This is a genomic window from Herminiimonas sp. (assembly GCF_030655415.1).
This window is the reverse complement of sequence record NZ_JAURVN010000004.1, coordinates 545,977-568,290: the sequence shown is the minus strand read 5'-3', so window position 1 is coordinate 568,290 and position 22,314 is coordinate 545,977. Positions and strand designations below refer to the sequence as shown.

General features: G+C 50.3%; 19 protein-coding genes. 5 read left to right on the top strand and 14 right to left on the bottom strand.

Annotated elements, in window-relative coordinates; all coding sequences use genetic code 11:
* Window positions 1-328: 328 nt before the first annotated feature.
* Window positions 329-592: a zf-TFIIB domain-containing protein gene (locus Q7T66_RS05350; RefSeq protein ID WP_304932281.1), complete on the bottom strand. Its 264-nt coding sequence runs from the start codon at window positions 590-592 to the stop codon at window positions 329-331.
* Window positions 593-705: 113 nt separating this feature from the next.
* Window positions 706-1,389, bottom strand: a complete 684-nt coding sequence (locus Q7T66_RS05345; protein ID WP_304932280.1) for a Bax inhibitor-1/YccA family protein — start codon at window positions 1,387-1,389, stop codon at window positions 706-708.
* Window positions 1,390-1,592: 203 nt separating this feature from the next.
* On the opposite strand from Q7T66_RS05345, the gene nhaR reads away from it, so the two are divergent.
* Complete coding sequence (gene nhaR, locus Q7T66_RS05340; RefSeq protein WP_304932279.1) at window positions 1,593-2,492, top strand: transcriptional activator NhaR; 900 nt, start codon at window positions 1,593-1,595, stop codon at window positions 2,490-2,492.
* A gap of 66 nt (window positions 2,493-2,558) precedes the next feature.
* Here nhaR and Q7T66_RS05335 read toward each other — a convergent pair whose 3' ends face one another.
* Window positions 2,559-3,470: a LysR family transcriptional regulator gene (locus tag Q7T66_RS05335; RefSeq protein ID WP_304932278.1), complete on the bottom strand. Its 912-nt coding sequence runs from the start codon at window positions 3,468-3,470 to the stop codon at window positions 2,559-2,561.
* A gap of 110 nt (window positions 3,471-3,580) precedes the next feature.
* Here Q7T66_RS05335 and Q7T66_RS05330 point away from each other — a divergent pair, with 110 nt between their 5' ends.
* Window positions 3,581-4,339 (top strand): SDR family NAD(P)-dependent oxidoreductase, encoded by a 759-nt coding sequence (locus Q7T66_RS05330; RefSeq protein WP_304932276.1) that lies wholly within the window; start codon window positions 3,581-3,583, stop codon window positions 4,337-4,339.
* Between the two features lie 229 nt (window positions 4,340-4,568).
* Here Q7T66_RS05330 and Q7T66_RS05325 read toward each other — a convergent pair whose 3' ends face one another.
* The 6 genes from Q7T66_RS05325 to xseA form a co-directional block, all read right to left on the bottom strand.
* Entirely contained in the window at window positions 4,569-4,763 is a 195-nt protein-coding gene (locus tag Q7T66_RS05325) for a hypothetical protein (protein ID WP_304932275.1), read from the bottom strand.
* A 380-nt stretch (window positions 4,764-5,143) separates the two neighbouring features.
* Window positions 5,144-5,995: a sulfate ABC transporter permease subunit CysW gene (cysW, locus tag Q7T66_RS05320; RefSeq protein ID WP_304932274.1), complete on the bottom strand. Its 852-nt coding sequence runs from the start codon at window positions 5,993-5,995 to the stop codon at window positions 5,144-5,146.
* Window positions 5,996-6,005: 10 nt separating this feature from the next.
* Entirely contained in the window at window positions 6,006-6,842 is an 837-nt protein-coding gene (gene cysT, locus Q7T66_RS05315; protein WP_304932273.1) for a sulfate ABC transporter permease subunit CysT, read from the bottom strand.
* A gap of 193 nt (window positions 6,843-7,035) precedes the next feature.
* Window positions 7,036-8,046, bottom strand: coding sequence for a thiosulfate ABC transporter substrate-binding protein CysP (gene cysP, locus Q7T66_RS05310; protein WP_304932272.1), 1,011 nt, complete (start codon window positions 8,044-8,046; stop codon window positions 7,036-7,038).
* Between the two features lie 269 nt (window positions 8,047-8,315).
* Window positions 8,316-8,894, bottom strand: a complete 579-nt coding sequence (sodB, locus tag Q7T66_RS05305; protein ID WP_304932271.1) for a superoxide dismutase [Fe] — start codon at window positions 8,892-8,894, stop codon at window positions 8,316-8,318.
* Between the two features lie 369 nt (window positions 8,895-9,263).
* A complete protein-coding gene (gene xseA, locus Q7T66_RS05300; RefSeq protein ID WP_304932270.1) occupies window positions 9,264-10,625 on the bottom strand; it encodes an exodeoxyribonuclease VII large subunit in 1,362 nt (453 codons plus the stop codon).
* 292 nt (window positions 10,626-10,917) lie between these two features.
* On the opposite strand from xseA, the gene Q7T66_RS05295 reads away from it, so the two are divergent.
* On the top strand, window positions 10,918-12,606 hold the full coding sequence (locus Q7T66_RS05295) for a methyl-accepting chemotaxis protein (RefSeq protein ID WP_304932269.1): 1,689 nt from the start codon (window positions 10,918-10,920) through the stop codon (window positions 12,604-12,606).
* A 47-nt stretch (window positions 12,607-12,653) separates the two neighbouring features.
* Here the strand turns inward: Q7T66_RS05295 and rarD are convergent, their stop codons facing one another.
* The gene (gene rarD / locus Q7T66_RS05290; RefSeq protein WP_304932268.1) at window positions 12,654-13,541 is read right to left on the bottom strand and encodes an EamA family transporter RarD; all 888 of its coding nucleotides are present in this window, start codon (window positions 13,539-13,541) and stop codon (window positions 12,654-12,656) included.
* A 390-nt stretch (window positions 13,542-13,931) separates the two neighbouring features.
* Here rarD and Q7T66_RS05285 point away from each other — a divergent pair, with 390 nt between their 5' ends.
* On the top strand, window positions 13,932-15,557 hold the full coding sequence (locus tag Q7T66_RS05285) for an AAA family ATPase (protein WP_304932267.1): 1,626 nt from the start codon (window positions 13,932-13,934) through the stop codon (window positions 15,555-15,557).
* A gap of 59 nt (window positions 15,558-15,616) precedes the next feature.
* Here the strand turns inward: Q7T66_RS05285 and Q7T66_RS05280 are convergent, their stop codons facing one another.
* The 4 genes from Q7T66_RS05280 to Q7T66_RS05265 form a co-directional block, all read right to left on the bottom strand.
* The gene (locus Q7T66_RS05280) at window positions 15,617-17,326 is read right to left on the bottom strand and encodes a carbon-nitrogen hydrolase family protein (protein ID WP_304932266.1); all 1,710 of its coding nucleotides are present in this window, start codon (window positions 17,324-17,326) and stop codon (window positions 15,617-15,619) included.
* Between the two features lie 146 nt (window positions 17,327-17,472).
* Window positions 17,473-18,456, bottom strand: coding sequence for an ABC transporter substrate-binding protein (locus tag Q7T66_RS05275; RefSeq protein WP_304932265.1), 984 nt, complete (start codon window positions 18,454-18,456; stop codon window positions 17,473-17,475).
* Window positions 18,457-18,483: 27 nt separating this feature from the next.
* Window positions 18,484-19,269, bottom strand: coding sequence for an ABC transporter permease (locus Q7T66_RS05270; RefSeq protein WP_304932264.1), 786 nt, complete (start codon window positions 19,267-19,269; stop codon window positions 18,484-18,486).
* A complete protein-coding gene (locus Q7T66_RS05265) occupies window positions 19,266-20,084 on the bottom strand; it encodes an ABC transporter ATP-binding protein (protein ID WP_304932263.1) in 819 nt (272 codons plus the stop codon). Before Q7T66_RS05265 ends, Q7T66_RS05270 begins: the two co-directional genes overlap by 4 nt.
* Window positions 20,085-20,644: 560 nt before the next feature.
* On the opposite strand from Q7T66_RS05265, the gene Q7T66_RS05260 reads away from it, so the two are divergent.
* Complete coding sequence (locus Q7T66_RS05260; protein ID WP_304932262.1) at window positions 20,645-22,291, top strand: sigma-54-dependent Fis family transcriptional regulator; 1,647 nt, start codon at window positions 20,645-20,647, stop codon at window positions 22,289-22,291.
* The last annotated feature ends 23 nt before the right edge of the window (window positions 22,292-22,314 follow it).

Below are 22,314 nucleotides of genomic sequence, written 5' to 3'. Positions count from 1 at the left end.
TTTTTCCCTTACGTTTTGATTCTTTTTCCGCATGGTTGATACAGAAAAAGTGGCGCTTGCGGCCGGACGTTCGCTACTTTAAAGCATTCGCTGAAGGTTTGCAGGGCTAAAGTTTTCAAGTGAAATGGGAAGTTCAAGCTGGCGTAAGCACCTGCAAATGCACCTTTCAACGAGATTTCATTGGATGTAAGGGCGGTGTTGCTAAGGGAAAATGAGAGAGAAGACGGAGATCTAAATGCAGTAAAGTAGTGCGAATGCCTCAAATTAAAACGGCCGCAACTTGTTGAGTTTGCGGCCATTTTGCATCTATTGCATGAGAATTCAGAGATTAATAGTCGAATAACTCGCCTATTAAATCCTTTTTATTTTTCTGGCCGTACCCTTCTTTGCTGTAGCCATGCAACTTCTGTTTTCCATCGCCGTTTTGTTTAGGTGGGGCATCACCTACCAATGCCGTGGCGGAACGCTCTATCAATTTGTCGAACTCGCCTCTATCCAGCCAGACGCCGCGACATAGCGGGCAGTAATCGATTTCAATTCCATGCCGATCGGACATAATAAGATGCATATCGGTACAGATTGGGCATTTCATGTTTGCGCCTTGGATGTAGACGCGCCATCCGAAGATGGCGCGGAGCTTACTTGAACGTCATAAGAACATCAGGGAAACAATCCGACCTAGCTTGGCCGGTTTTCAACTAGTGCTTAGTCGTTGCTATTCACGAAGCCCAGCAATTGCAACAGGCTGACGAACAGATTGAAAATCGCCACGAACAAGGTGACGGTCGCCATCACATAATTGGTTTCTCCACCGTGGATGATTTCACTGGTTTCGTACAGGATCAGACCCGACATCAGCAGCACGAACGCAGCAGAAACCGCCAGCGACAAGGCCTGGATTTCAAAGAAGTAAGCGCCCAGCGAAGCCAAAAATGCAACCAGAATGCCGGCTGTCAAAAAGCCGCCCATGTAGTTGAAGTTCTTGCGGCTAGTGAGTGCGTAAGCCGACAGCGCGATGAAGATTGCAGCGGTTGCGCCGAACGCCATCATTACAGTCTGACCACCATTCGGCAAGCCAAGATACATATTCAACAAAGGTCCGATGGTGTAACCCATGAAGCCTGTCAGTGCGAACACGCAAGCGATGCCCAAGCCCTGATTGCGGAATTTATTAGTCAGGAACAGCAAGCCGAAATAGCCAACCATCGTGATGATGAAACCAGGTGGTGGCAGATTCAACGCCATCGTGGCACCGGCTGTCATCGCGCTGAACAGCAAGGTCAGGGAAAGCAATAAATACGTATTGCGAATGACCTTGTTGGTCGATAGAACGGACGTCGAGAAACCTGCCGTTTGTGGGGAACTGCGTAGTTGGTCAACTGGGTTCATGTTAGCTACTCCTCAAGTGTGTGTGTACTGCCATCATGCTGGTCACGCAAAGTAAGATGCATTTATGCGTCTGCAGTTCTACTTTGTCTGGTTTTATTTACCGTGTTCCAATATGAGGCAGTTTAAATGTACAGGCTTTTTATTCTATTGAAAATTCGAATATAATCAATTTTTGGTTCGTAAAAACTGAGTATAAAAACGCCATGAGCACAATGAATTACAAGCATTTGCATTATTTTTGGGTGGTTGCCAAAGCAGGGGGCATAGGCCGCGCCAGCGAGCGTTTGCATCTTACGCCGCAAACCATCAGCGGTCAGATCACCTTGTTTGAAGATGTGCTCGGATACAAATTATTCAACCGTGTTGGTCGACGTCTTGAGCTCAACGATGCCGGGCGCGTGGTGTTGGGTTATGCGGATGAAATTTTTACGCTGGGCGAAGAGTTGCAAGAGGTTTTGCGTTTCCGTCCGGGCGGATGGCCTTTGCAATTCAGAGTTGGTGTAGCTGATGCGGTGCCAAAAGCAATTGCGTATCTGCTGCTGGAGCCGGCGATGGAATTGCCCGAGTCCTTGCGTATCGTTTGTCGCGAAGGCAAGTTGACCAGCCTGCTGGCCGATTTGGCGGTGCACAGATTGGATATTGTGATTGCCGATAGCCCGATGCCTGCGAATATCGATGTGCGCGGCTATAACCATTTGCTGGGCGAGTGCGGCGTGACTTTCTTTGCAACGGATGAACTGGCGAAAGAATACGAGAAGGGTTTTCCGAAAAGTCTGGATGGAGCACCTTTCTTGATGCCGGGTGAAGATGCAGCAGTCAGACCGCGTTTGATACGCTGGTTTGAAAAAGAAAAAGTCCGTCCACGCATCATTGGTGAATTTGACGATGGCGCGTTGCTGCAAGCTTTCGGCGCAGCGGGCAAAGGTATTTTTGCCGCACCATCGGCGGTGGCGGAGCAAATCAAGAAGCAATATGGCGTAACCGAAATTGGTCGCACGACTTTGGTCACCGAACAGTTTTATGCTATCTCGGTAGAGCGCCAGTTGTCGCATCCTGCGGTGGTAGCGATCAGTTCAGCAGCGCGTGAAAGTCTGATTCGATAAGTAGATTTAAATCAAGCAAAGAATAAAAAGAGAGCGACGAATCTTATTCTTTTATCGTTCTCTTTTTTATTGGAACGGATAATGCCGTTCCATCAAGTCGGCCAGCCAATCCATAAAAATCCGCACGCGTTGCGGCAGATGACGTCGATGTGAATAGAGCAGTGAGACTGTCATGGGCGCTGGCAGATATTGCGGCAAGATGCTGACCAGCCGACCTTGCTTAATATGATCGCGCAAGCCGGATAGCGGCGACTGTACGATCCCTAATCCACCTAAACACGCTGCTTCGTAGGCTTCGATATTGTTTACGCTGACGGCGCCTGACATCGCGATCGCGATGGTTTTGCCATCGACAACGTATTCAAAACCAGATGAACGCATACCGAGTACCGGCGTGTAATGCACGAGTTGATGCGAAGCTAAATCTTCCAGCGATTGAGGTGTGCCATATTGCTTCAGGTAGGCCGGGCTGGCGCAATTGACCATCTGAAACGCGCCCAACTTGCGCGCAATCAGAGAAGGATCAACGGTATCGCCAACGCGCAACACACAATCAAATCCTTCGCGCACGACATCGACACGCCTGTCGGCGCTGCTGATCTCGATTTGTACGTGCGGGTACTGCGCTACAAATTCTGCCAGATGCGGCATGACGACTTTATGCGCCACCGCGGTCGGCATATCCACCCGCAAACGTCCCGTCAATGCAGCGCCATCACGGCGAAACATGCCCTCCAAATCATCCATATCGGATAACAAATCCTTGCAACGTTCGAACAGTGCAATGCCGTCATGCGTGGGTTGAACCTTGCGCGTCGTGCGGTGTAAAAGTCGCGCGCCAACCAGTTCTTCCAGCGCTCGCACATGCTCAGAAACGCTGGCCTTTTGCAAGCCAAGACTGCTAGCTGCCTGGGTAAAACTGCCGACTTCAGTTACGCGTACAAAGCTTCTTAAAAGGTCAAATTTGTTAGCTGCCATGGCGATCTATTGGTTTGTTTAGTCCGAACAGTATATTCATATTATTGCTATTTATCTGCAATTGGCCGAACAATATACTTCGTTCATCCATTAACCAAAGAGGAAATGACATGACACAGAAAATCGCCATCATCACCGGAGCAAGCCGCGGTCTGGGTAAAAATACGGCACTGCATCTTGCCGCACAAGGCGTCGCCATCATCGGCACGTATCACAGCAATACGGTGGAGGCAGATGCCTTGATCAAGGAGATCGAAAGCAAGGGCGGACGTGCTGCAATGTTAAAACTTGACGTAGGCAATAGCGGGTCGTTTGGGTCTTTTGTCACCGCGCTGAAAGATGTCTTGCATACCAAATTCAATGCGGAAGACTTCGACTATTTGGTGAATAACGCAGGCATCGGTCTGGGCGCCAGCATTGCGGAGACAACGGAAGAGCAGTTCGATCAGTTGATGAATATCCATTTGAAAGGGCCGTTTTTCCTGACGCAAAAACTGTTACCCGTGATCGCGGATGGCGGCCGCATCGTCAACATATCGACTGGCCTGACGCGCTTTAGCTTTCCTGATTATGCCGCTTACGCAATGATGAAAGGCGGGGTCGAAGTGATGACACGTTATATGGCAAAAGAGTTTGGCGCACGCGGTATTGTCGTCAATACACTGGCACCAGGCGCGATCGAAACAGATTTCCGTGGCGGCGCCGTGCGTGACAACGCGCAAATCAACGGGCACATCGCGGCCATGACTGCATTGGGCCGCGTCGGCCTGCCTGATGATATCGGTGGTGCGATTGTAGCTCTGCTGTCAGATGGTAGTCGTTGGGTCAACGCACAGCGCATAGAAGTGTCAGGCGGAATGTTTATTTAAGCGCGTGCTGGCACCCTCGTGAGGGAACAAGATCGTGATGAAAAATTGCGTTCTGTTTAATGAGGGAATGCAGCATCAGCTTTTGCGATGATGCAAAAACGACGGTGGGAAAATTTACGGAAGAGTGTGAAGCAGAGTGGGGATCAGTTTTGCGCAATCTAGCTACTAAGGTAGTAACTAGGTTTATAGCGAGGCTATAAGGCGCAAAGCTGATCCGACTTAAATAATTTTATTGAAACGAGCCGACCTTGGTCGTGCTGAATGGAACTGTGGTGATATGCGCAGGATCTGCATCTTCTTCCAACTCGGTCGATGCATTATCGTTATTATCCTGGTCATCAGCCTGGAATTTAAAGGCATCCGGAATAGGGCGAACGTGCGTCAGGAAATATGGATTGTTGATCTCGTCGTGATTGCTGTACATATCGTTTTCCTTATTTAAGGCGGCTTGCAGAATTGCCAAGCTGCTGGTTGATATCGCATGCCGCGTATTTACTCTTTGGCAAATTGTGTTTGCGACCTGAGTTGCGAGAATAGATGAGCCATCCGTGAATAGCGATCAGAAATCATCCCAAAAGTTTGTAGGAATGCACTGACGTTGTGACAGACATATTCGTTTTTTACGACGGGGTGCAATGAGCGCGCGAGGCGCCTTGCGAACGAGGTCAAAACTAAAAGTTTTAACTAAGTGGAAATGCTGGCCGCAAGCTGTTCTGCAGCGCAGCGCGATGATAGTGGATTTTGGGGAGGGGAAGGGCGGCAGCGCGAAATTAACTCCGAATACTGCACATCCCGAAATATTATTTAGCTTGTGACAACATCTTGTGATTCTGCTTCGCGTCTTTCCTGACGCCATTCCATGATGGTTTTCAGGATCAGCGTCAGCAAGGCCATACACGCCAGCAAGGCGGCCGCGGTGAAGGCTGCAGCGGTCTTGTAATCGTTATTCAATTGCTCGACCAGCAGAGGCAGCGTCAGGGTTTGATTCATGATGGTGCCGGATACCACGGCCACCGCGCCGAATTCGCCGACTGCACGCGCATTAGTGATGACCGCGCCGTACAACAAAGCCCATTTGATATTCGGCAAAGTCACACGCCAGAAAATCAGCCAGCCAGTCGCGCCCAAAGACAAGGCAGCGATTTCTTCTTCTGTGCCCTGTTTTTGCATTAATGGCATCAGGATGCGCGCGATATAAGGCGCAGTAATAAACAGGGTGACCATGATGATACCCGGCCACGCAAACATCAATTGCACGTCATGTGCATACAACCACTTGCCGATAGCGCCTTCGAGTCCATACACCACCAGATAGCAGAAGCCGGCAACCACAGGTGAGGTTGCATATGGAATTTCCACCAGTGTGATCAACAAGCGTCGGCCGAAAAAATCGTAGTGCGTGACGCACCAAGCGAGCAGAATGCCGAACACCAGATTGATAGGTACCGTCATCACTGCTGCCAGCAGCGTCAAGCCAAACGCATGCCGCATGTAATCTTCATTCAGGTTTTGCCACAGCAGCTGCAAGCCGCCGCTGAATGCCTGCGTAAAAATCAGGACTAGAGGGACGATCAGTAACAGGATCGTCATCGTGATGCCGAGACCGATCAAGATCCATTGATGTGGTTCTGAAGGACGTTTGATTGCTTTTGCCATGATGATGTCCTTAGCCTTTCTTGAAGAAACGGCTCTGCACAATTTGCAGCAGGAACAGCAGTGTCAACGAGGCCAACAGCACGACCGATGCAATTGCAGCCGCAGCAGGGTAGTTATATTCCTGCAGGCGGACGAACAACATCAGTGAGGTGACTTCGGTCTGGAATGGAATGTTCCCGGCGATCATGATGACCGCGCCGAACTCACCGAGGCTGCGGATGAAGGCTTGCGACGAGCCGGTGATCAAGGCGGGGATCAGCGTCGGTAAAATCACGCGCCAAAATATTTGCCATTTATTTGCACCTAGCATCAGCGCGGCTTCTTCCAGTTCCTTTTCCATGTCTTCGAGTACAGGTTGTACTGAACGCACGATGAAGGGCAGGCTGGTAAAGATCATTGCCACGACAATGCCGGGAAATGCATAAGAGATTTTGATGCCGAATATTTCAAACCACTGACCCAGCCAGCCGGTAGGCATGAACAAGACCGACAGCGTTACGCCAGCGACCGAGGTTGGCAGCGCAAACGGTAAATCAACCAGTGAATCAATCAGGCGACGTCCAGGGAAGTCGTAGCGCGTAATAATCCACGCCAGCAGAAAGCCGATGAAGGTCACGATCACGGTGGAATAAAACGCACCCAAGGCGGTGACTTTGTAACTCTGCAGCACGCGCGCATCAGTAATCGCAAACCAGTATTGATCCCAGCTCATGCCGCTGACATAGACCAGCAATGCCGAGATCGGTAGCAGAATAACCAGACTGATATACAGCGTCGAGAAACCGAAGCTTAAAGAAAAGCCCGGCAAGATCGGTGTACTGCGGAAGAAGCGGAGAGACAGATTCACAATAGGTGCGGGTTCAGAGGCAGTGCGGCGCCACTGCAAAACGTTATGCCACAAAAACAAACGACCATCCAGTTACAGATGGTCGCATGGATGGCGGCATTGTAAACCACCCGTCCAGAATGACAAAGACGATGCTGACGAAGGTTAAATTCTGAAGCTTGAATTTGCGTCGTCAGCGATCTTGATCAACTACTTAGTTACGTTGACCCAGCAATTGATCCAGTGTCGCGCCGCTCGCAAAATGCGCCGCTTGAATTTGATCCCATGTGCCGAGTACTTTGGTTGGATCGATCAAACGCACTTTAGGATAGCGGTCAGCAACAACTTTCGCGATATCAGGGTGATGTACGCGATAGTTGAAGGTGGTCAGCAGCAATTGGATTTCGCGTGAATATTCATAGTTCAAATAAGCAGTAGCGACTTTGCGTGTGCCTTTTTCATCAACGACTTTATCGACCACAGCAACCGGGAACTCAGCCAAGACTGAAACTGGTGGGGTAACGACTTCGTAAGCACCGGATTTGAATTCATCGCTCTTGGAAATATTGATCACTTCCGATTCAAAAGTCAGCAATGCATCGCCTTGATTGTTTTGAGCAAATGCAACCGTTGCACCGCGACCGCCGGTAGGGAAGTTCACAACATTGCGCAGCAGCTTGCCAACGAATGCCTTGGTTTGCGCTTGGTCGCCTTTGTATTTTTCATTCGCATACAACCATGCGCCCAGGTAGGTGTAACGTGCGTTGCCCGAAGTTTTTGGATTAGGGAACACAACTTTTACGTCGTCACGTACCAGGTCATCCCAGGTTTTAATGTTCTTTGGATTGCCTTTGCGCACCAGGAAAGAAATGGTGCTGTAGTAAGGCGATGCATTATTGGGAAAGGCTTTTTGCCAGTCTTTGCGTATCAGGCCGCGTTGCGCCAGGATGTCGATGTCGGTCACTTGATTGAAGGTGACCGTATCTACTTTTTTACCCTGGATGATGTCTTGTGCTTGACGTGAAGTACCGGCAAAAGATTGATCGATCTTCAGATCCTGGCCGGTTTCGGCTTTCCATTTAGCCTGGAATTTAGGATTGATCGCAGCGAACACTTCACGCGCAACGTCGTACGACGCATTCAGAATCGGTTTGTCTTGAGCTTGTGCCGCACCCGATAGCAGGGTGGCAGCAACGGCTGAGAGTAAAACAACTTTTTTAAACATAACTACTCCATGTTTTCGTAAAAATTCGAGGATGCGGTGCAGTGCGTGGCTCAAAGCAACTGAGTGCAATTAAGTAACTTACCGAATGGAAAGGAATATATCAAAATTCCTTATGCGATCAAACGATACTTTTCACATGTGTACATGCGGAAAACGAATAAGGAAGAATGCAGTACTAATATGACAATATATATCGCGTTCTGCAAATAAAAAAACGCCCCGAATAAATCGAGGCGTTTTTATTAATACTTGGTGCTACTCAAAATAAATTAAGCCAAGTTTTTCGCAACGAAATCCCAGTTCACCAACGCCCAGAACGACTCAACATACTTCGGACGCGCATTGCGGTAGTCGATGTAGTAAGCGTGTTCCCAAACGTCGCAGGTCAACAATGGTTTGTCAGTGCCGGTCAAAGGGCAGCCTGCATTTGAAGTGTTAGCCAGATCGAGCGAGCCGTCAGCTTTTTTAACCAACCATGTCCAGCCGGAGCCGAAGTTGGTTACGCATGATTTGGTGAATTCTTCTTTGAACTTGTCGAACGAACCCCACTTGGCGTTGATCGCGTCAGCTACGGCACCAGTTGGTGCGCCGCCGCCTGCTGGCTTCAAACCGTTCCAGTAGAAGGTGTGGTTCCAGACTTGAGCTGCATTGTTGAATACGCCGCCTGAAGATTTTTTGATGATTTCTTCGAGGGATGCGTTTTCGAATTCGGTACCTTTGATCAGGTTGTTCAAATTCGTCACATAGGTTTGGTGATGCTTACCGTAATGGAATTCAAGAGTCTCTTTCGAGATGTGTGGAGCAAGTGCATCCAACGCATAGGGCAGTGCCGGCAGGGTATGTTCCATGGTCGTCCTTTGTGAAGTTAAAAATAAAATATTCTTTTTGAAGGGCTTATTGTAAAGCGGTTAAGCATTGCTTGCACACGACGTAGGTCAATTTATGCGAGCCTAAATAATAAAGTAACGATAGGCCGGAGAGCTAATGTTCATCAGCATCTTGAGAATTTGATGAATATATTTTTAATGCGAATTGTTCTCATTATTATTGGTGGCATGACGCGTCTGAACGGATGCCTGATGGTGAGCGCAAAATTCGGATAGCCAGATCATCTGCAAGTTGAAACGCAATGCGCAAGCATCAAGATGATTTGAATTTACGCGACAAGTTCTGATATTGGATGGCTTGACGCATGAAATGCAGTCTCATCCAAATATTTAATCCAGAGTTTGCTGGACGGTGGCAATTCCAATTTGCGCGGAGCCTTCTGCCAAGCGCACTGTCACATTTTTCTGTGGACGAAGTTCTTGCGGCGCGCGCACGATTTCCCCTTTTTCATTCGTCACAATCGCGTAACCACGTTCCAGCGTGCGTTGCGGATTGAGCATTTCCAGTTGCGCAGAAAGCGCATGCAGGTTTTGACGTTGTGTGGCGATGCGCGTATTCATTTGATGTGTCAGACGGCGCGCGTGATTAACCAAGTTGGATTGATGTACGCGTGTATCCGGCAATTGCGCGACCCAGCGATTACGCAAATGGGCGAGCGCAAATTGTGCTTTGCTTAATGGAATACGCGTCGCATGGCCGAGCCGGGTTTGCAGCGCTTGCAACTTCATTCGTTCATGTCCGATGTAAGCCGCAGGGCTGATCAAACGGCGCGATAGCCAATCCAGTGTTTGGGTTGTATCCGACAATTGGCGCTTCATCGCGCGGCGCATGTCTTCCGCTTGTCCAGACAGTTGCGCGAGCCAATCTGCACGCGGCAGGGTCGCCAGTTCTGCCGCAGCAGTCGGTGTCGGCGCACGTAAGTCAGCGGCGAAATCAGCAATCGTGAAATCGGTTTCATGACCAACGCCAACAATCACTGGCATGTCGCATCCGACGATGGTGCGCGCTACCAGCTCATGATTGAATGACCACAGATCTTCAATACTGCCGCCACCGCGACATACCAACAGCACATCGCATTCGGCACGCGCTGAAGCGGTGGCGATTGCCTGCGCTATTTTCATCGCTGAACCTTCGCCTTGTACTGGCGTTGGGTACAGCACGACACGCACATGCGGCGCACGACGTTTTAGCGTAGTCAAAATGTCACGCAAGGCTGCTGCTTGCGGACTAGTGACGATACCGATGGTGCGCACGAAGCTTGGTAGCTGGCGCTTACGATCTGGATCGAACAAACCTTCTGCCGCCAGCTTTTCCTTCAACTGCAAAAACGCTTCATACAAATTGCCGACGCCGGCACGCCGTATTGCTTCCACACTTAACTGATAGTCACCACGCGGCGCGTACAGCGTGACGAGTGCACGCACTTCAACCTTGTCACCTTCGCGTGGCATGAAATCTGCGTATTGAGCACGACCGCGGAACATCACGGCACGTACCTGAGCTGCATCATCTTTCAGTGTGAAGTACCAATGTCCCGAGGCTGCGCGCGTGCAGTTTGAGATCTCGCCGGATATCCAGGACAAAGGAAAGCTGCGCTCCAGCATGCGCGATACCGCTTGGTTCAAAGCAGAAACGCTAAGAACAGTCGGCGCGGATGATGTATTTGCGAGTGGGCGATCAGAGGGCATCGTTGTGTTTTTTAAAACAGTGCATGGTGCAAGGTAGTACAAAAAAGGTGCGCGTGTCGTGCTTGCCCGTCAGAAATTGGTGCGTATCAATGATGTGTAAACGTAAGTGCTTGGTTTGCACATCAGTAGTGCGCGGCAATTCGAGCAGCAAAGAATAGATGGTAATGGAAATACGCTTTGAAATGCGGCGACTGGTGAAATCTGCAAGAAATTTCACACGAATGAGTGTTAACCATCTCGTCGGAAAAATATCGTCGAAATAAGCATCAGAATTTTGTTGAGGAATAGAAAAATGAATATCAAAAATTTAAAAATTGGAACACGTTTGGGTCTGGGCTTTGGGCTGGTCTTTGTATTGATGGCGATCTTGATTTCGCTGGCCCTGGCGCGCTTTGACGGCATAGGAAAAATCAATAGCGAAATGATAGACACGGATTGGGTCAAGGCCGAAGCGGTATCGACCATAGGCGCAACCATGCGCGCCAACGCACGTCGTAATATGGAATTGTTCATTGAAAGCGATCCAGCCAAAGTCGCGGTTTTATTTGAAGAAATCAAAAATAATAAAAAAATCATTGATGACGAAGTGGTCGTGCTGGATAAACTGATCAAAAGCGACGCGGGCAAATCCCTGATGGTGGAGTTCAAGGATTTGCGCGGCAAATATGTCGCCTCGTTTGGCAAAGTCGGAAAAATGGTTTCCGCCAATGAGCGCGACGAAGCGATCAAGGTCATGTTGAATGAAACTCTGCCTGCACTTGATCGCGTGCAAAAGACAGTTGCCGATTTAGCGGACCTTCAAAAGAAAATAGTTGAACAAAGCGGTGCACAAGCGAAAGCGCATATCGATTCAGCGACAGCTTTGATGGTTGGTCTGGGTATCGCCGCTGTGATTCTTGGCGTTGGCTTTGCGTGGTGGATCACGCATTCAATCACCAAGCCTATGAACGAGGCAGTCAAGATTGCGCAGACGGTTGCCAGCGGCGATTTGAGCAGTGTCATCGAGATCAAATCGAAAGATGAAACCGGTCAGTTGTTGCAAGCTTTGAAAGACATGAATACCAGCCTGGTCCGCATAGTCGGCGAAGTGCGTTTCAGCACCGAAGCGATCGCTACTGCGTCAACCCAGATCGCCAGCGGCAATCTCGATTTATCTTCGCGTACTGAAGAGCAAGCCAGTTCGCTGGAAGAAACGGCGTCGTCGATGGAAGAGTTGAACAGCACGGTTAAACAAAACGCAGACAACGCACGTCAAGCTAATCAGTTGGCATTGACCGCATCGGAAGTCGCGATGAAAGGCGGTAACGTCGTTTCGCAAGTGGTGGAAACCATGGGCTCGATTAACGATTCCTCCAAAAAGATAGTCGACATCATCGGTGTGATTGATGGCATCGCTTTCCAAACCAATATCCTTGCATTGAATGCTGCGGTAGAAGCTGCACGCGCTGGCGAGCAAGGTCGCGGCTTTGCGGTTGTGGCCGCAGAGGTGCGCACGCTGGCACAACGTTCAGCTGCGGCCGCGAAGGAAATCAAACATCTGATTGGCGATTCTGTCAGCAAGGTCAACGACGGCGCACGTTTGGTCGATGATGCAGGCGCAACGATGAAGGAAGTGGTTGCCAGCGTACGTCGCGTGACGGATATCATGGGCGAAATTACTGCGGCTGGACATGAGCAAACTGCCGGCATCGAACAGATTCATCAAGCCGTGATGCAAATGGATCAAGTCACACAACAAAATGCCGCGCTGGTGGAAGAGGCTGCAGCCGCTGCCGAATCATTGCAAGATCAGGCGCGTAACCTGGTGCAGGTCGTCAGCGTGTTCAAATTGGACGATGCGAATACCTTGCAGCGTGGTGCATCGACGGCATTGCCAGCGACCAAAAAACCGGCGCTCGCGCAGCCAGCGAACAAGCAAATGACATCGAACCAAAGAAATGTCGCGCTGGCCGGTGTAGGCGCGGAGTGGGAACAGTTCTAGATTGTTGTGATGCCTTGTAGTTCTTCCTCATGCGAGGAAGAACTACTTCAAGATCTGCGATCAGCTTTTGAATAAACAGACAGCGATCCTTCTATGATCAGCAAAAAGACGGCCATCCAGATTGGAATATAGGTCAACCATTCGTGGCTCTTGATTTGTTCGCCCAGCAGTAAAGCAACGAACACCAGCAATACTGGCTCCACATATCCGAGCAAACCAAACAGACTCAAACTCAGGGTTTGGCTCGCGACCATATAAAAGATCAAAGCTGCCGCACTTAAAATTCCCAGCAAAGGAATCAGTAAATAAAGCGCTGCATGATCATCTATGCCTGCAAAGCCGACTGTGCCCGCGTACACAAACCATACGCCCGCAGGCAGCAGCAAAGCCATATCAAACCAAAGTCCGCCTAGATTGTTGCTGCCAATTTTCTGCCGCAAAACAAAATATCCCGGATAGCCGAACGCGACCAACATGGTTTCCCACGAGAAGCTGCCGACCTGAACCAACTCATTGGCCACACCAAATGCAGCGCAGATCGCAGCCAGATTTTGCCAGCGTGATAAACGTTCTTTGTAAACGATGCGACCGGTCAGCAACATGGTCAGGGGCAGCAAAAAATAACCTAGCGAAACCTGCAAAGCGCGACCATGCAAAGGCGCCCACATGAAGAGCCACAACTGCACGCCGAGAAATGCGGAGGTCGCCAGTGCGCCAACAATGAGTAAAGGCCGCTGACGCATTCTTTGCGCCCACACGTGTACGTGCTGCCACTGATTACTGCGCCAGATAAATACTGTGAGGAAGGGAATCGTCAGCAGCGTGCGCCAGCCGAATATTTCTTCGCCATTCAGCGGCACCAGCAGCGTGGAATAAAAATAGAGAGTCGCAAACAGCACGGAGCTGATGACTGAAAATAAAACGCCCTTGGACACTACGACTCCGTCATGAATGATTTGCGTGGTCGGCTAGTATAAGGACTTCCTTGTCATCACGAGATTATTCGGTAAGTTGCCAGCAATAGCCTTAACAAAACAGCGGGTTTTGCTGCGATGTCCGGATTTGCATCTAGTATGGCCGGATATGCACGTCGCCTGTCCGTATGGCGGGGTGGCCGCGGCTTCACATGATCAGATTATTGCTTTATGATGGCCGGAGAACCAGGAGACGATCTCGCCAAAAAAGCAGAGAGCTGCTTTTGACGAAGATGCATGTAGGAATGGCCGCCAAGTATCGATTCCGGCCGTGGTCACCAATAGATATGCGGCTTCCAGAGATGGAGGCCGTTTTCATTTGCGACGGTACGAAATTAGCATGGAGTTGTGATGGATTTTGAAATACCTGAATCACTGGTAACCGTTTTGCTCGGCATGATAGAAGCCAACTCGCCGCTGGCAAACCGGCTCAATGAGCATGGCGTTTGTCACGGCAAAATGCTGGTTCCTAGCCGCCTGTTCGATGCCGCGGCTTTGAACACTTTGTACGATTTGTGCAAGGCACAAGACGAGCGCGCGTTGATGTTCCAGATGCTAGCGCAAGACAATATTCTTGGTGCGCCGCAAGCGCGCAAAATCCCTAGCCTCGATATGTTGGTGCCTGGTTTGGCTGCTTATTTCTCGCGTGATGTCATCGACGGCTGGCTCTACAAGCGCAATAAAGATGGCGTGTTGTTGCCGTGGCTGGTGCATAGATTGCGTCACATCGTGCCCGATCAAGGCGCGCCGTATGTCGTCATCGATCTGTTGGCAAATACCATGCAGGCCGCCAGCAAAGAGGCGTCGCCAGATCACCGCATGCGTCGCTCCGGCATGACCAATGCGATCGTGATCAACGCCAACGATATTGCGAATCGTACGATTCCCGAACTGCTGATCGACCAGGGCTACTTTAAAGAGTGCGCTGAATTCAAGCAGGAATACGAAGAACAGTCTAAACGCTTCCTCAAATATCAAGCTCAGTTCGGCGCGCAGTTTATTGCGCGCAAGTCGGCTTTCATCATGGATGAAAAGTCGCGCTTCAATCTGATCCGCATCAAGGATGGCGTGATTGCGAAATGCGTCAACGATGAAGAAAATCTGGATCGTCGTTTTGAAATGAGCGCCGATGCGACGTTCTGGCGCGAGAGTGGTTTTGAAGTCGGCTTCGAAAAAATTCCGCTGCACTGCTATATGTACATGTTCCATCTGGAACTGCATCAAGACATCTGGGTACATGTACAGAATCTGAGCGAATATCAATACAAGCCGGAACTACGCGATAAGCTGATCTTGCCCGAGCATCATCGCGATCTGATCGACATCTTGACCGCTGACATGACGGTCTTGATGGAAGATATCGTCGAAGGTAAATCCGGCGGCACCACGATTCTGTGTAAAGGCGCGCCGGGTTTGGGCAAGACGCTGACAGCAGAAGTGTATTCAGAAGTTGTCGGAAAACCTTTATATCGAGTGCATTCCGGCCAGCTCGGCATTACGGCGGAATCGGTAGAGCAAAATCTGTCACAGATATTGCAGCGCGCTGCGCGTTGGGATGCGATTCTGTTGCTGGATGAGGCTGACGTTTACATTCGCTGCCGCGATAACGACTTGCAGCACAATGCGATCGTGGCTGAATTCCTGCGTACGCTGGAATATTTCAACGGCTTGTTGTTCATGACGACCAACCGTATTCAAGACGTGGACGATGCGATTCTGTCGCGTTGCATCGCGACGATACAGTATGAAACGCCATCCAAAGAAGATGCCGTGCGCTTGTGGAAATCCTTGGCAACCCAATTCAACATCGATCTGTCAGATGAGTTGATCGATTCTCTGAGCAACACGTATTCAAAATCGAGCGGACGTGACATCAAGGAATTGTTGAAGCTCACGTCCAAATTCTGCAAGAGCAAAAAGATCCCGTACTCTGAAGAGACCTTCAGACAATGTGCGATGTTCCGCGGGATTAATTAAAGCGTTCTTCATTCAATTGAGCGGTGGCATTGCAGTTGCAATGCCACCGCTTTTTTCGTTTACGCGGCTACTTTTACTGCGTCAGTGCTGATTCCTGTGGTCGATGTAATCGGTTCGTAGCTGGACACGATACGGTTGCGCAGCATATTCACTTTCGGAATCATGAATTTTTGGCGACTGAGTGCCAGATTCATGAAGCCCGGCATGACAGCACCGTGACGACCGGTAGCGGGTGCGGCAAGATCCAGATTCCATTGCGGGAAGCCGTTAGGCGGTACGATGAAAGAGCCACCTGGATACGGGCAATCACTGCGATTGGCCGCGATCAGGAATATGCGATTGTCTTCTGCTTTAGGCACAGTCAACAATGCGCGATCATGTGGGCGACGCCATGTACTGCACCATGCAATCATGTCGGCACCTTGTAGCGCGAGCACGCGGCTGGTTTCGGGGAACATGCCGTCGTAACCCAGCAAGACGCCGATGCGACCGAAGGGCGTATCGAATACCGGCAGCAGGTCGCCGGGCACACACCAGGCTTTCATTTCTGGCTCGACATGGGTTTGCTGATAGCGACCCAGCAGTTCGCCATCGGTGCCGATAATCACTGCCGCGGCGCTTATCTTGCTGCTTTTTGCTTCCAGTACTGGCAAAACGATTACGCAGCCATATTGTTTGGCGATAGCCGATATGCGTTTGATATGCGCATCGGTATGCTGCGCTTCTGCATGTGCTTCGGCCAGACTAGGCAGCCATGTCGAACAACCAAAATGCTGCGGCACCACTATGACTTTTACACCGAGTTTGGCGGTGTGATCAATCATGTCGTAGGCATCTTCCAGACTATTGAGCTCTTGTGTTGCATGGGCTTGCACGGCAGCTGCTTTGGCGACAGTTTTTTCAGGGATCAATGGCTGATCTAGGATCGCGGCCAGTGGTGTTTCGCTGACCGGTTTGCCTATAAGTTGATACAGGTCAGGGCGTCTATCCAGCACGCGATCGCCTTCGTGATGCCATGATTTATTTTGGGCACGTGTCACATCGATTTCGGCAGTGACGACACCATGCGTGTCATAGGGGATTTTCGCAACGACATTGCCGTCTGGCGCAACGATCATGCTGCCGCCTGGATAATAGATGCTGCGCTCGACGCCGGCTTTCGTCGCAGCGACAAACCACAAGCCATTTTCGTAGGCGCGTGCTGGTACCCACATGTCGGCTTGATCCATCGCAAAGAAGTTCGCCATGTCGACGATGATTTCCGCGCCTTGCAAAGCAAGGCTACGCGTGATTTCCGGGATGCGACCGTCGAAGCAGATCAGCAAACCTATGCGTCCCAGTTCTGTATCGACGACGGGACATCCATTTTCGCCAAGTTCAAACCAGTTTTGATCGTGGGTCGCGAGGAATTGCTTGTGATAGTGGACGATGATGTCGCCCTTGGGATCAAGTAGCAGGCCGGTGTTGAAGATCTTGTTTTTCTCTTCGTTTTTTTCGGTAAAACCGCTGGCGATAAAAATATTATATTCGCGACACAGGTCGGCCATCGCTTGCACAAAACGGCCGTTGACCGGCTCTGCCAATTCGGCGCAATGCTCGGCCGAGTCGAATAGATAACCGGTGTTCATGCATTCAGGGAAAACGACCAGGCGTGCACCTTGGCGCACCGCTTCTTCGGTATAGCTGCGCAACAGGCCGATGTTGATGTCGAGGTCGCCGAGTGTGGCGAGGGTTTGAACGACCGCAGCGCGGAATGGTTTGGTTGTCATGCGATTACTCCTTCAATTAAATTTGGACAATGCAGCGGCCCGGGGAGGCTATGCCATCGCGTTTTTCTACACTGTGTGAACTTGTCCCCGACGCCGGGGGGTATGCTTACGATGCGCGCCACTCAAGGCGCGCATCGATTACGTCGTTATTTGAAATCGGTCGGTTTCAACATAAGCTTTTGCACATCGAAAGGTGCTTTCAAGACGCCTTCTTTTTCAAACACATTGACCAGTGCTTGATAGGATTTGATGTCAGTCGCGGTCAGATCCTTGTTGGCGCGCAGATAAGGTTGCGCAACGTATTGCACCTGATCCGCTTGAATCGCGGTGTACTTGGCGATGATAGGACGGTACTTGTCAAAATTCTCGTTCGCCATCTTGGTGGCCTGATCCAATACTTCAACCACTTTTTTGGCGACGGCTGGGCGCTCTTTCATGAACTTGGTTGAGAGCACCGATACGCCCGAGTAAAACGGATCAGCGATAAACGTCGCCACCGGATTCGTCATCGCACGCTTGGCTTCTTTCGATGCGACGGCGATCGAGCCTACCGGTTCCAGTGACAGTGTTGCATCGACAGTACCTGCGACAACAGATGGAATGTGCATAGGAACCGCAATCTCATTGATCTGTACATCCTTGTCTGGATCGAGACCATTTTGACGAATGATGTAGCGCGTAATGGTCTTCCATTGAATGCCCGGCAAGGTGCCTATGCTTTTGCCTTTCAGATCCTTGAAGGATGTGATCGTCGATGCATTCGATACGATCAAACCATCGTTGATCATGCCAGCCTTGATGCCGCCACCTTGCAAGCCGAATACTTTGAAAGTGCCTGGATAGCGTGATTCAGCCAGCACCGTGATACCTGCAGCAGCGCCCGGTGGACCGAAGTCGGCTTGACCGGAAACAAGTGAGTCAATGATTTGATTTGGATTTTGAAATTTAACCGAGTTGATTTCAATCCCGGCTTTCTCAAACAGTTTTTCTTCCAGCGCCACGTAGTACGCCATCGTCTGCATGATAGGCAGCCAGGATGCGGTTACTTTTTCCATTTTTGCCTGCGCCATTGCGACTGTTGTGTTGAGCAACAGACCGCCGACCAGGGATGCCAATACGAGTTTCTTCATGTGATTCTCCAAAGATAAAGTTAAGCCTTAGCGGCCTGCCCAATGCACTACCCATTTTTCCAGTGCGATGAATAAAACGTTGAAGCCGTAACCGACACCGCCGGTCATCAGGATCGACGCATACATCTGCTGCAAATCGAATACTTGTTGCGCATCGATGATGCGATGGCCCATGCCATTCATGGAGCCGATAAACATTTCGGCGACGATGATGACCACCAATGCCAGCGAGACCGCCATACGCAATCCGACGAAGGTTTGCGGCAGCGATTCGAAGAACAGCACATCGCGGAATACACGCCATCTGGATGCGCCCATTACCTTTGCCGCCAGAATGCGTGTCTTGCGTGAATTCATGACGCCGTAGGCAACGTTGAACACGACCACTAACCATGCGGAGAAACCTGCGACAGCAATCTTGGCGAAATCACCTATGCCGAAAATCAAAAGGAACAGCGGGAACATCGCGGTCGCTGGTGTGGAGCGGAAGAAATCAACCAGAAATTCCACCGAGCGATAGATGCGATCGTTGGAGCCGAGTGCGATGCCGACTGGTATCCCGAATATTGCGGCCAAGCTAAAGGCATACAGCGTGCGATACAAAGTCGCGCCCAGATCTTTCATCATCGAGCCGGATACGATGCTGTCCCACAGCGAACCGAAAGTTGCGAACGGGCTAGGCAGCAATTTGTTGCTGACCCATTCCGAATCGTTGGCCAGCCACCAGATACCGATCAAGGCAACCGGTCCGATCAACGAACGGCCTATGCGCATTGCAGTTGGTGCAAGCGAAGGAAAAGTAGCGGCGCTCATCGACGTACCTCTTTCTGAAAAATATCAAGACAGCGCGCCTTGGTTTGTACAAATGCATCGCTGGATAAGGTCGCGATGTCGCGTGGTCGTACCGCGTCGAATACAACGGTGTCGGCCACGCGCGTCGGGCGCTTGGTCAATAAAAGTATGTTGTCGGCCAGATAAACCGCTTCTTCCAAATCGTGCGACACCACGATCATGGTCACGCCGGTCGCCTGAAAAATTTCCTGCAATTTCTCGCGTATGAACAATGTCATTTCGTAATCGAGAGCAGAGAAGGGCTCATCCAGAAATAGCACTTCCGGATGTGGGGCCAACGCGCGCATGATGGAAATCAGTTGTTGCTGACCACCAGAGAATTCATACGGATAGCGATTCAAATCGAATTGCACATCGAAGGATGCAATCAGTTCCTGCACACGTGCATCGCAATCCGCTTTGCTCATGCCCATGATTTCCAATGGATATTTGATGTTGTCGATGGCGCGCATCCAAGGGAAGAGTGCTTCGCGATAATTCTGAAAGACATAGCCGATGGTTGTTTGCTTCAAGGTTTTGCCATCGAACAGAATGTCGCCTTCGTCATAAGGAACCAAGCCTGCAATCATGTTGATCAAGGTCGATTTGCCGCAACCATTTGGACCGAATACGCAGGTCACTTTTCCTTTCGGCAGATCAAGATTGAAATTTGAATAGACCGGTACGCCGCCAAATGTTTTCGTCAAGCCACGCACGGTGATGTGCGTGCGCTGCGGCGCTGCCTGGTCCCTTACTTCTTCGCGTAGCTGCGAAGAAAAATCGACGACTGAATTCATTCTGGTTTCCTTGTGATGGCTTTTTGTCCAGTTGCTGGATCGAAAGCGAACTGCAAATTACTTGCTAACGACCCTCATAACGCAATTGATGTGCCAGCAAAAAATCCGAGCAGATTTTGATAATTAGAATTTTCAGAAATCAGATGAAATTCATGTAGGGATACGCGTTCGGATAAATCATATTTTTCATAGGAGAATTCATTTATAAAAGACGAAGGAACAGTAATTTTTGAATGATGAAAATCGCAACAAATCCCGCGATTTTGAGATGGAATTTGAGCCTGACTTGGGGTGTTAAGTGCGCGAATCAAACGCGCATAGTGTTAACAAAATTGTTAACAATGGTCGGCTTTGTCAACACGCCCCTAAATTGTTCTTTGATGGAAATGTTGTGTTTTTGATGCCTTGGTTTAGCGCAAAGCACGAATGATTTCCATATAACAAGCTGGTTTTGCACGAGCATGGCGCAAATGCTTGCTGCTCTACAAATGATGATGCTGAATTCTGTTGGCAGGGACATTGCTTACACATTGTCAAATGTGTAGCGATGCGAGGTGGTTATGAAAGCAGAATCAAAAGAGCAGGGCATAGTCGGCGAGCGACTAAGACCTTCGACTGCGCAAGCCGAGTTGCAGAAGAACGTACACGGCATTGTCGATTGGTCCGAAGCGCAACTGTTTGTCACGCGCGAAATATCCAAGCAGATCGGCAAGAGCATTGATCCAGCGGTGGCGATTCGTAACATGCTGCATTTGCTGTCGGAATTTCTTGGCCTGAATCGTGGCCGGCTTTTTCTATTTGAACCACAGAAGCAGCGGCTGGTGATTCGATATTCCTACGGGCTTAGTGAGGAAGAAATCAAGCGTGGTGTATTTCGTCCAGGCGAGGGTGTCACCGGCAAGGTTTTTCAATCAGGTGAAATGGCGATCATTCAAGACATTGATGCGGAGCCGAATTATCTGGCGCGTACCGTTGATCGCGATACGCTGCCGAAAGGCATCATCTCGATGTTCGCTTTGCCCATCATCGTCAACGGTACGGTGCGTGGTGTATTAGCTATTAATCGTTTCCGCGGATTGCATAGACCGCTCAGCGATGATCTGGTCACGGTCAGATTGGTCGCGGCGCAAATTGCACAGTTATTGCGTATTGAACATCTGGTTAATGAACAGGTAGAGCGACGCACCGCTGCGTTGACTGTGGAAAATCGCGAGCTGAAAAAAGCCCTGAGTCAACACGCACAGAGCGGCGGCATTATCGGCGAGTCGGTGGCATCGCGCGCAGCTCTGCGTCAGATCACTCAAGTTGCACGGACCGTCGCTACCGTTTTATTACTGGGCGAATCAGGGACCGGCAAAGAACTCTTTGCACGCGCGTTGCACATGGCGAGTGACAGACGCGACGCACCTTTCGTTAAGGTGAATTGCGGCGCGATTCCAGAAAATCTTTTTGAGTCTGAATTATTCGGCCATGAAAAAGGTTCGTTCACCGGTGCCCATGCCACCAAGCCGGGACGTTTTGAAGATGCGGACGGCGGCACACTTTTCCTGGATGAGGTAGGCGACTTGCCTATGCTGATGCAGGTCAAGTTGCTGCGGGCTTTGCAAGAGCATCAAATCCAGCGCGTCGGTGGACGCAAGGAGTTGCCGGTGAATGTGCGCATCGTTGCAGCCACCAATCGCGATCTGCAGCAGTTAGTTGCGGCAGGGCGTTTCCGTCTCGATCTGTTTTATCGGTTGAATGTGGTGCCGGTCAAATTGCCGGCACTGCGCGCGCGGCCCGAAGATATTCCAGCCTTGGCGCGTCATTTTATTCATCTGGCGAATGAGACCTTTCAACGTCATGCCAGTTTGACCGCTGGCGCGATGGAGAAACTGCTCAAGTTTCAATGGCCGGGCAATATCCGCCAGCTGCAAAATATCATCGAACGTCTGGTCTTGTTGGCTGAGCAGCCCGAGATTGAAGCCGACCATGTAGTAGCGGTGCTGGAGTCAGAGCGCGCTGTCGATGCTGCATTGTCTAGTCTGCATGTAGAGTCGCGGGCCGTAAGAACCACGCAGCCGGTGCGATCAGACGAGCGTGAACAAATCGTTGCCGCGCTGGCCGAATGCGGTAATAACAAATCGCGTTCTGCGCAGTTACTCGGTTTGACGCTACGCCAACTCAACTACCGCATCAAGATACTGAAGATCGATCTTGTTACTTGAGCGAATATTCAATTTCGATGGAT

Bases quoted from the DNA above. Each gene is read 5' to 3' on its own strand.
- Q7T66_RS05325 (WP_304932275.1), bottom strand. From the start codon at position 4,763: ATGTACAGCAATCACGACGAGATCAACAATCCATATTTCCTGACGCAC.
- xseA (WP_304932270.1), bottom strand. From the start codon at position 10,625: ATGCCCTCTGATCGCCCACTCGCAAATACATCATCCGCGCCGACTGTT.
- Q7T66_RS05265 (WP_304932263.1), bottom strand. From the start codon at position 20,084: ATGAATTCAGTCGTCGATTTTTCTTCGCAGCTACGCGAAGAAGTAAGG.
- Q7T66_RS05350 (WP_304932281.1), bottom strand. From the start codon at position 592: ATGAAATGCCCAATCTGTACCGATATGCATCTTATTATGTCCGATCGG.
- Q7T66_RS05330 (WP_304932276.1), top strand. From the start codon at position 3,581: ATGACACAGAAAATCGCCATCATCACCGGAGCAAGCCGCGGTCTGGGT.
- sodB (WP_304932271.1), bottom strand. From the start codon at position 8,894: ATGGAACATACCCTGCCGGCACTGCCCTATGCGTTGGATGCACTTGCT.
- Q7T66_RS05295 (WP_304932269.1), top strand. From the start codon at position 10,918: ATGAATATCAAAAATTTAAAAATTGGAACACGTTTGGGTCTGGGCTTT.
- Q7T66_RS05335 (WP_304932278.1), bottom strand. From the start codon at position 3,470: ATGGCAGCTAACAAATTTGACCTTTTAAGAAGCTTTGTACGCGTAACT.
- Q7T66_RS05260 (WP_304932262.1), top strand. From the start codon at position 20,645: ATGAAAGCAGAATCAAAAGAGCAGGGCATAGTCGGCGAGCGACTAAGA.
- Q7T66_RS05345 (WP_304932280.1), bottom strand. From the start codon at position 1,389: ATGAACCCAGTTGACCAACTACGCAGTTCCCCACAAACGGCAGGTTTC.
- Q7T66_RS05275 (WP_304932265.1), bottom strand. From the start codon at position 18,456: ATGAAGAAACTCGTATTGGCATCCCTGGTCGGCGGTCTGTTGCTCAAC.
- Q7T66_RS05285 (WP_304932267.1), top strand. From the start codon at position 13,932: ATGGATTTTGAAATACCTGAATCACTGGTAACCGTTTTGCTCGGCATG.
- Q7T66_RS05280 (WP_304932266.1), bottom strand. From the start codon at position 17,326: ATGACAACCAAACCATTCCGCGCTGCGGTCGTTCAAACCCTCGCCACA.
- cysW (WP_304932274.1), bottom strand. From the start codon at position 5,995: ATGGCAAAAGCAATCAAACGTCCTTCAGAACCACATCAATGGATCTTG.
- cysP (WP_304932272.1), bottom strand. From the start codon at position 8,046: ATGTTTAAAAAAGTTGTTTTACTCTCAGCCGTTGCTGCCACCCTGCTA.
- nhaR (WP_304932279.1), top strand. From the start codon at position 1,593: ATGAGCACAATGAATTACAAGCATTTGCATTATTTTTGGGTGGTTGCC.
- Q7T66_RS05270 (WP_304932264.1), bottom strand. From the start codon at position 19,269: ATGAGCGCCGCTACTTTTCCTTCGCTTGCACCAACTGCAATGCGCATA.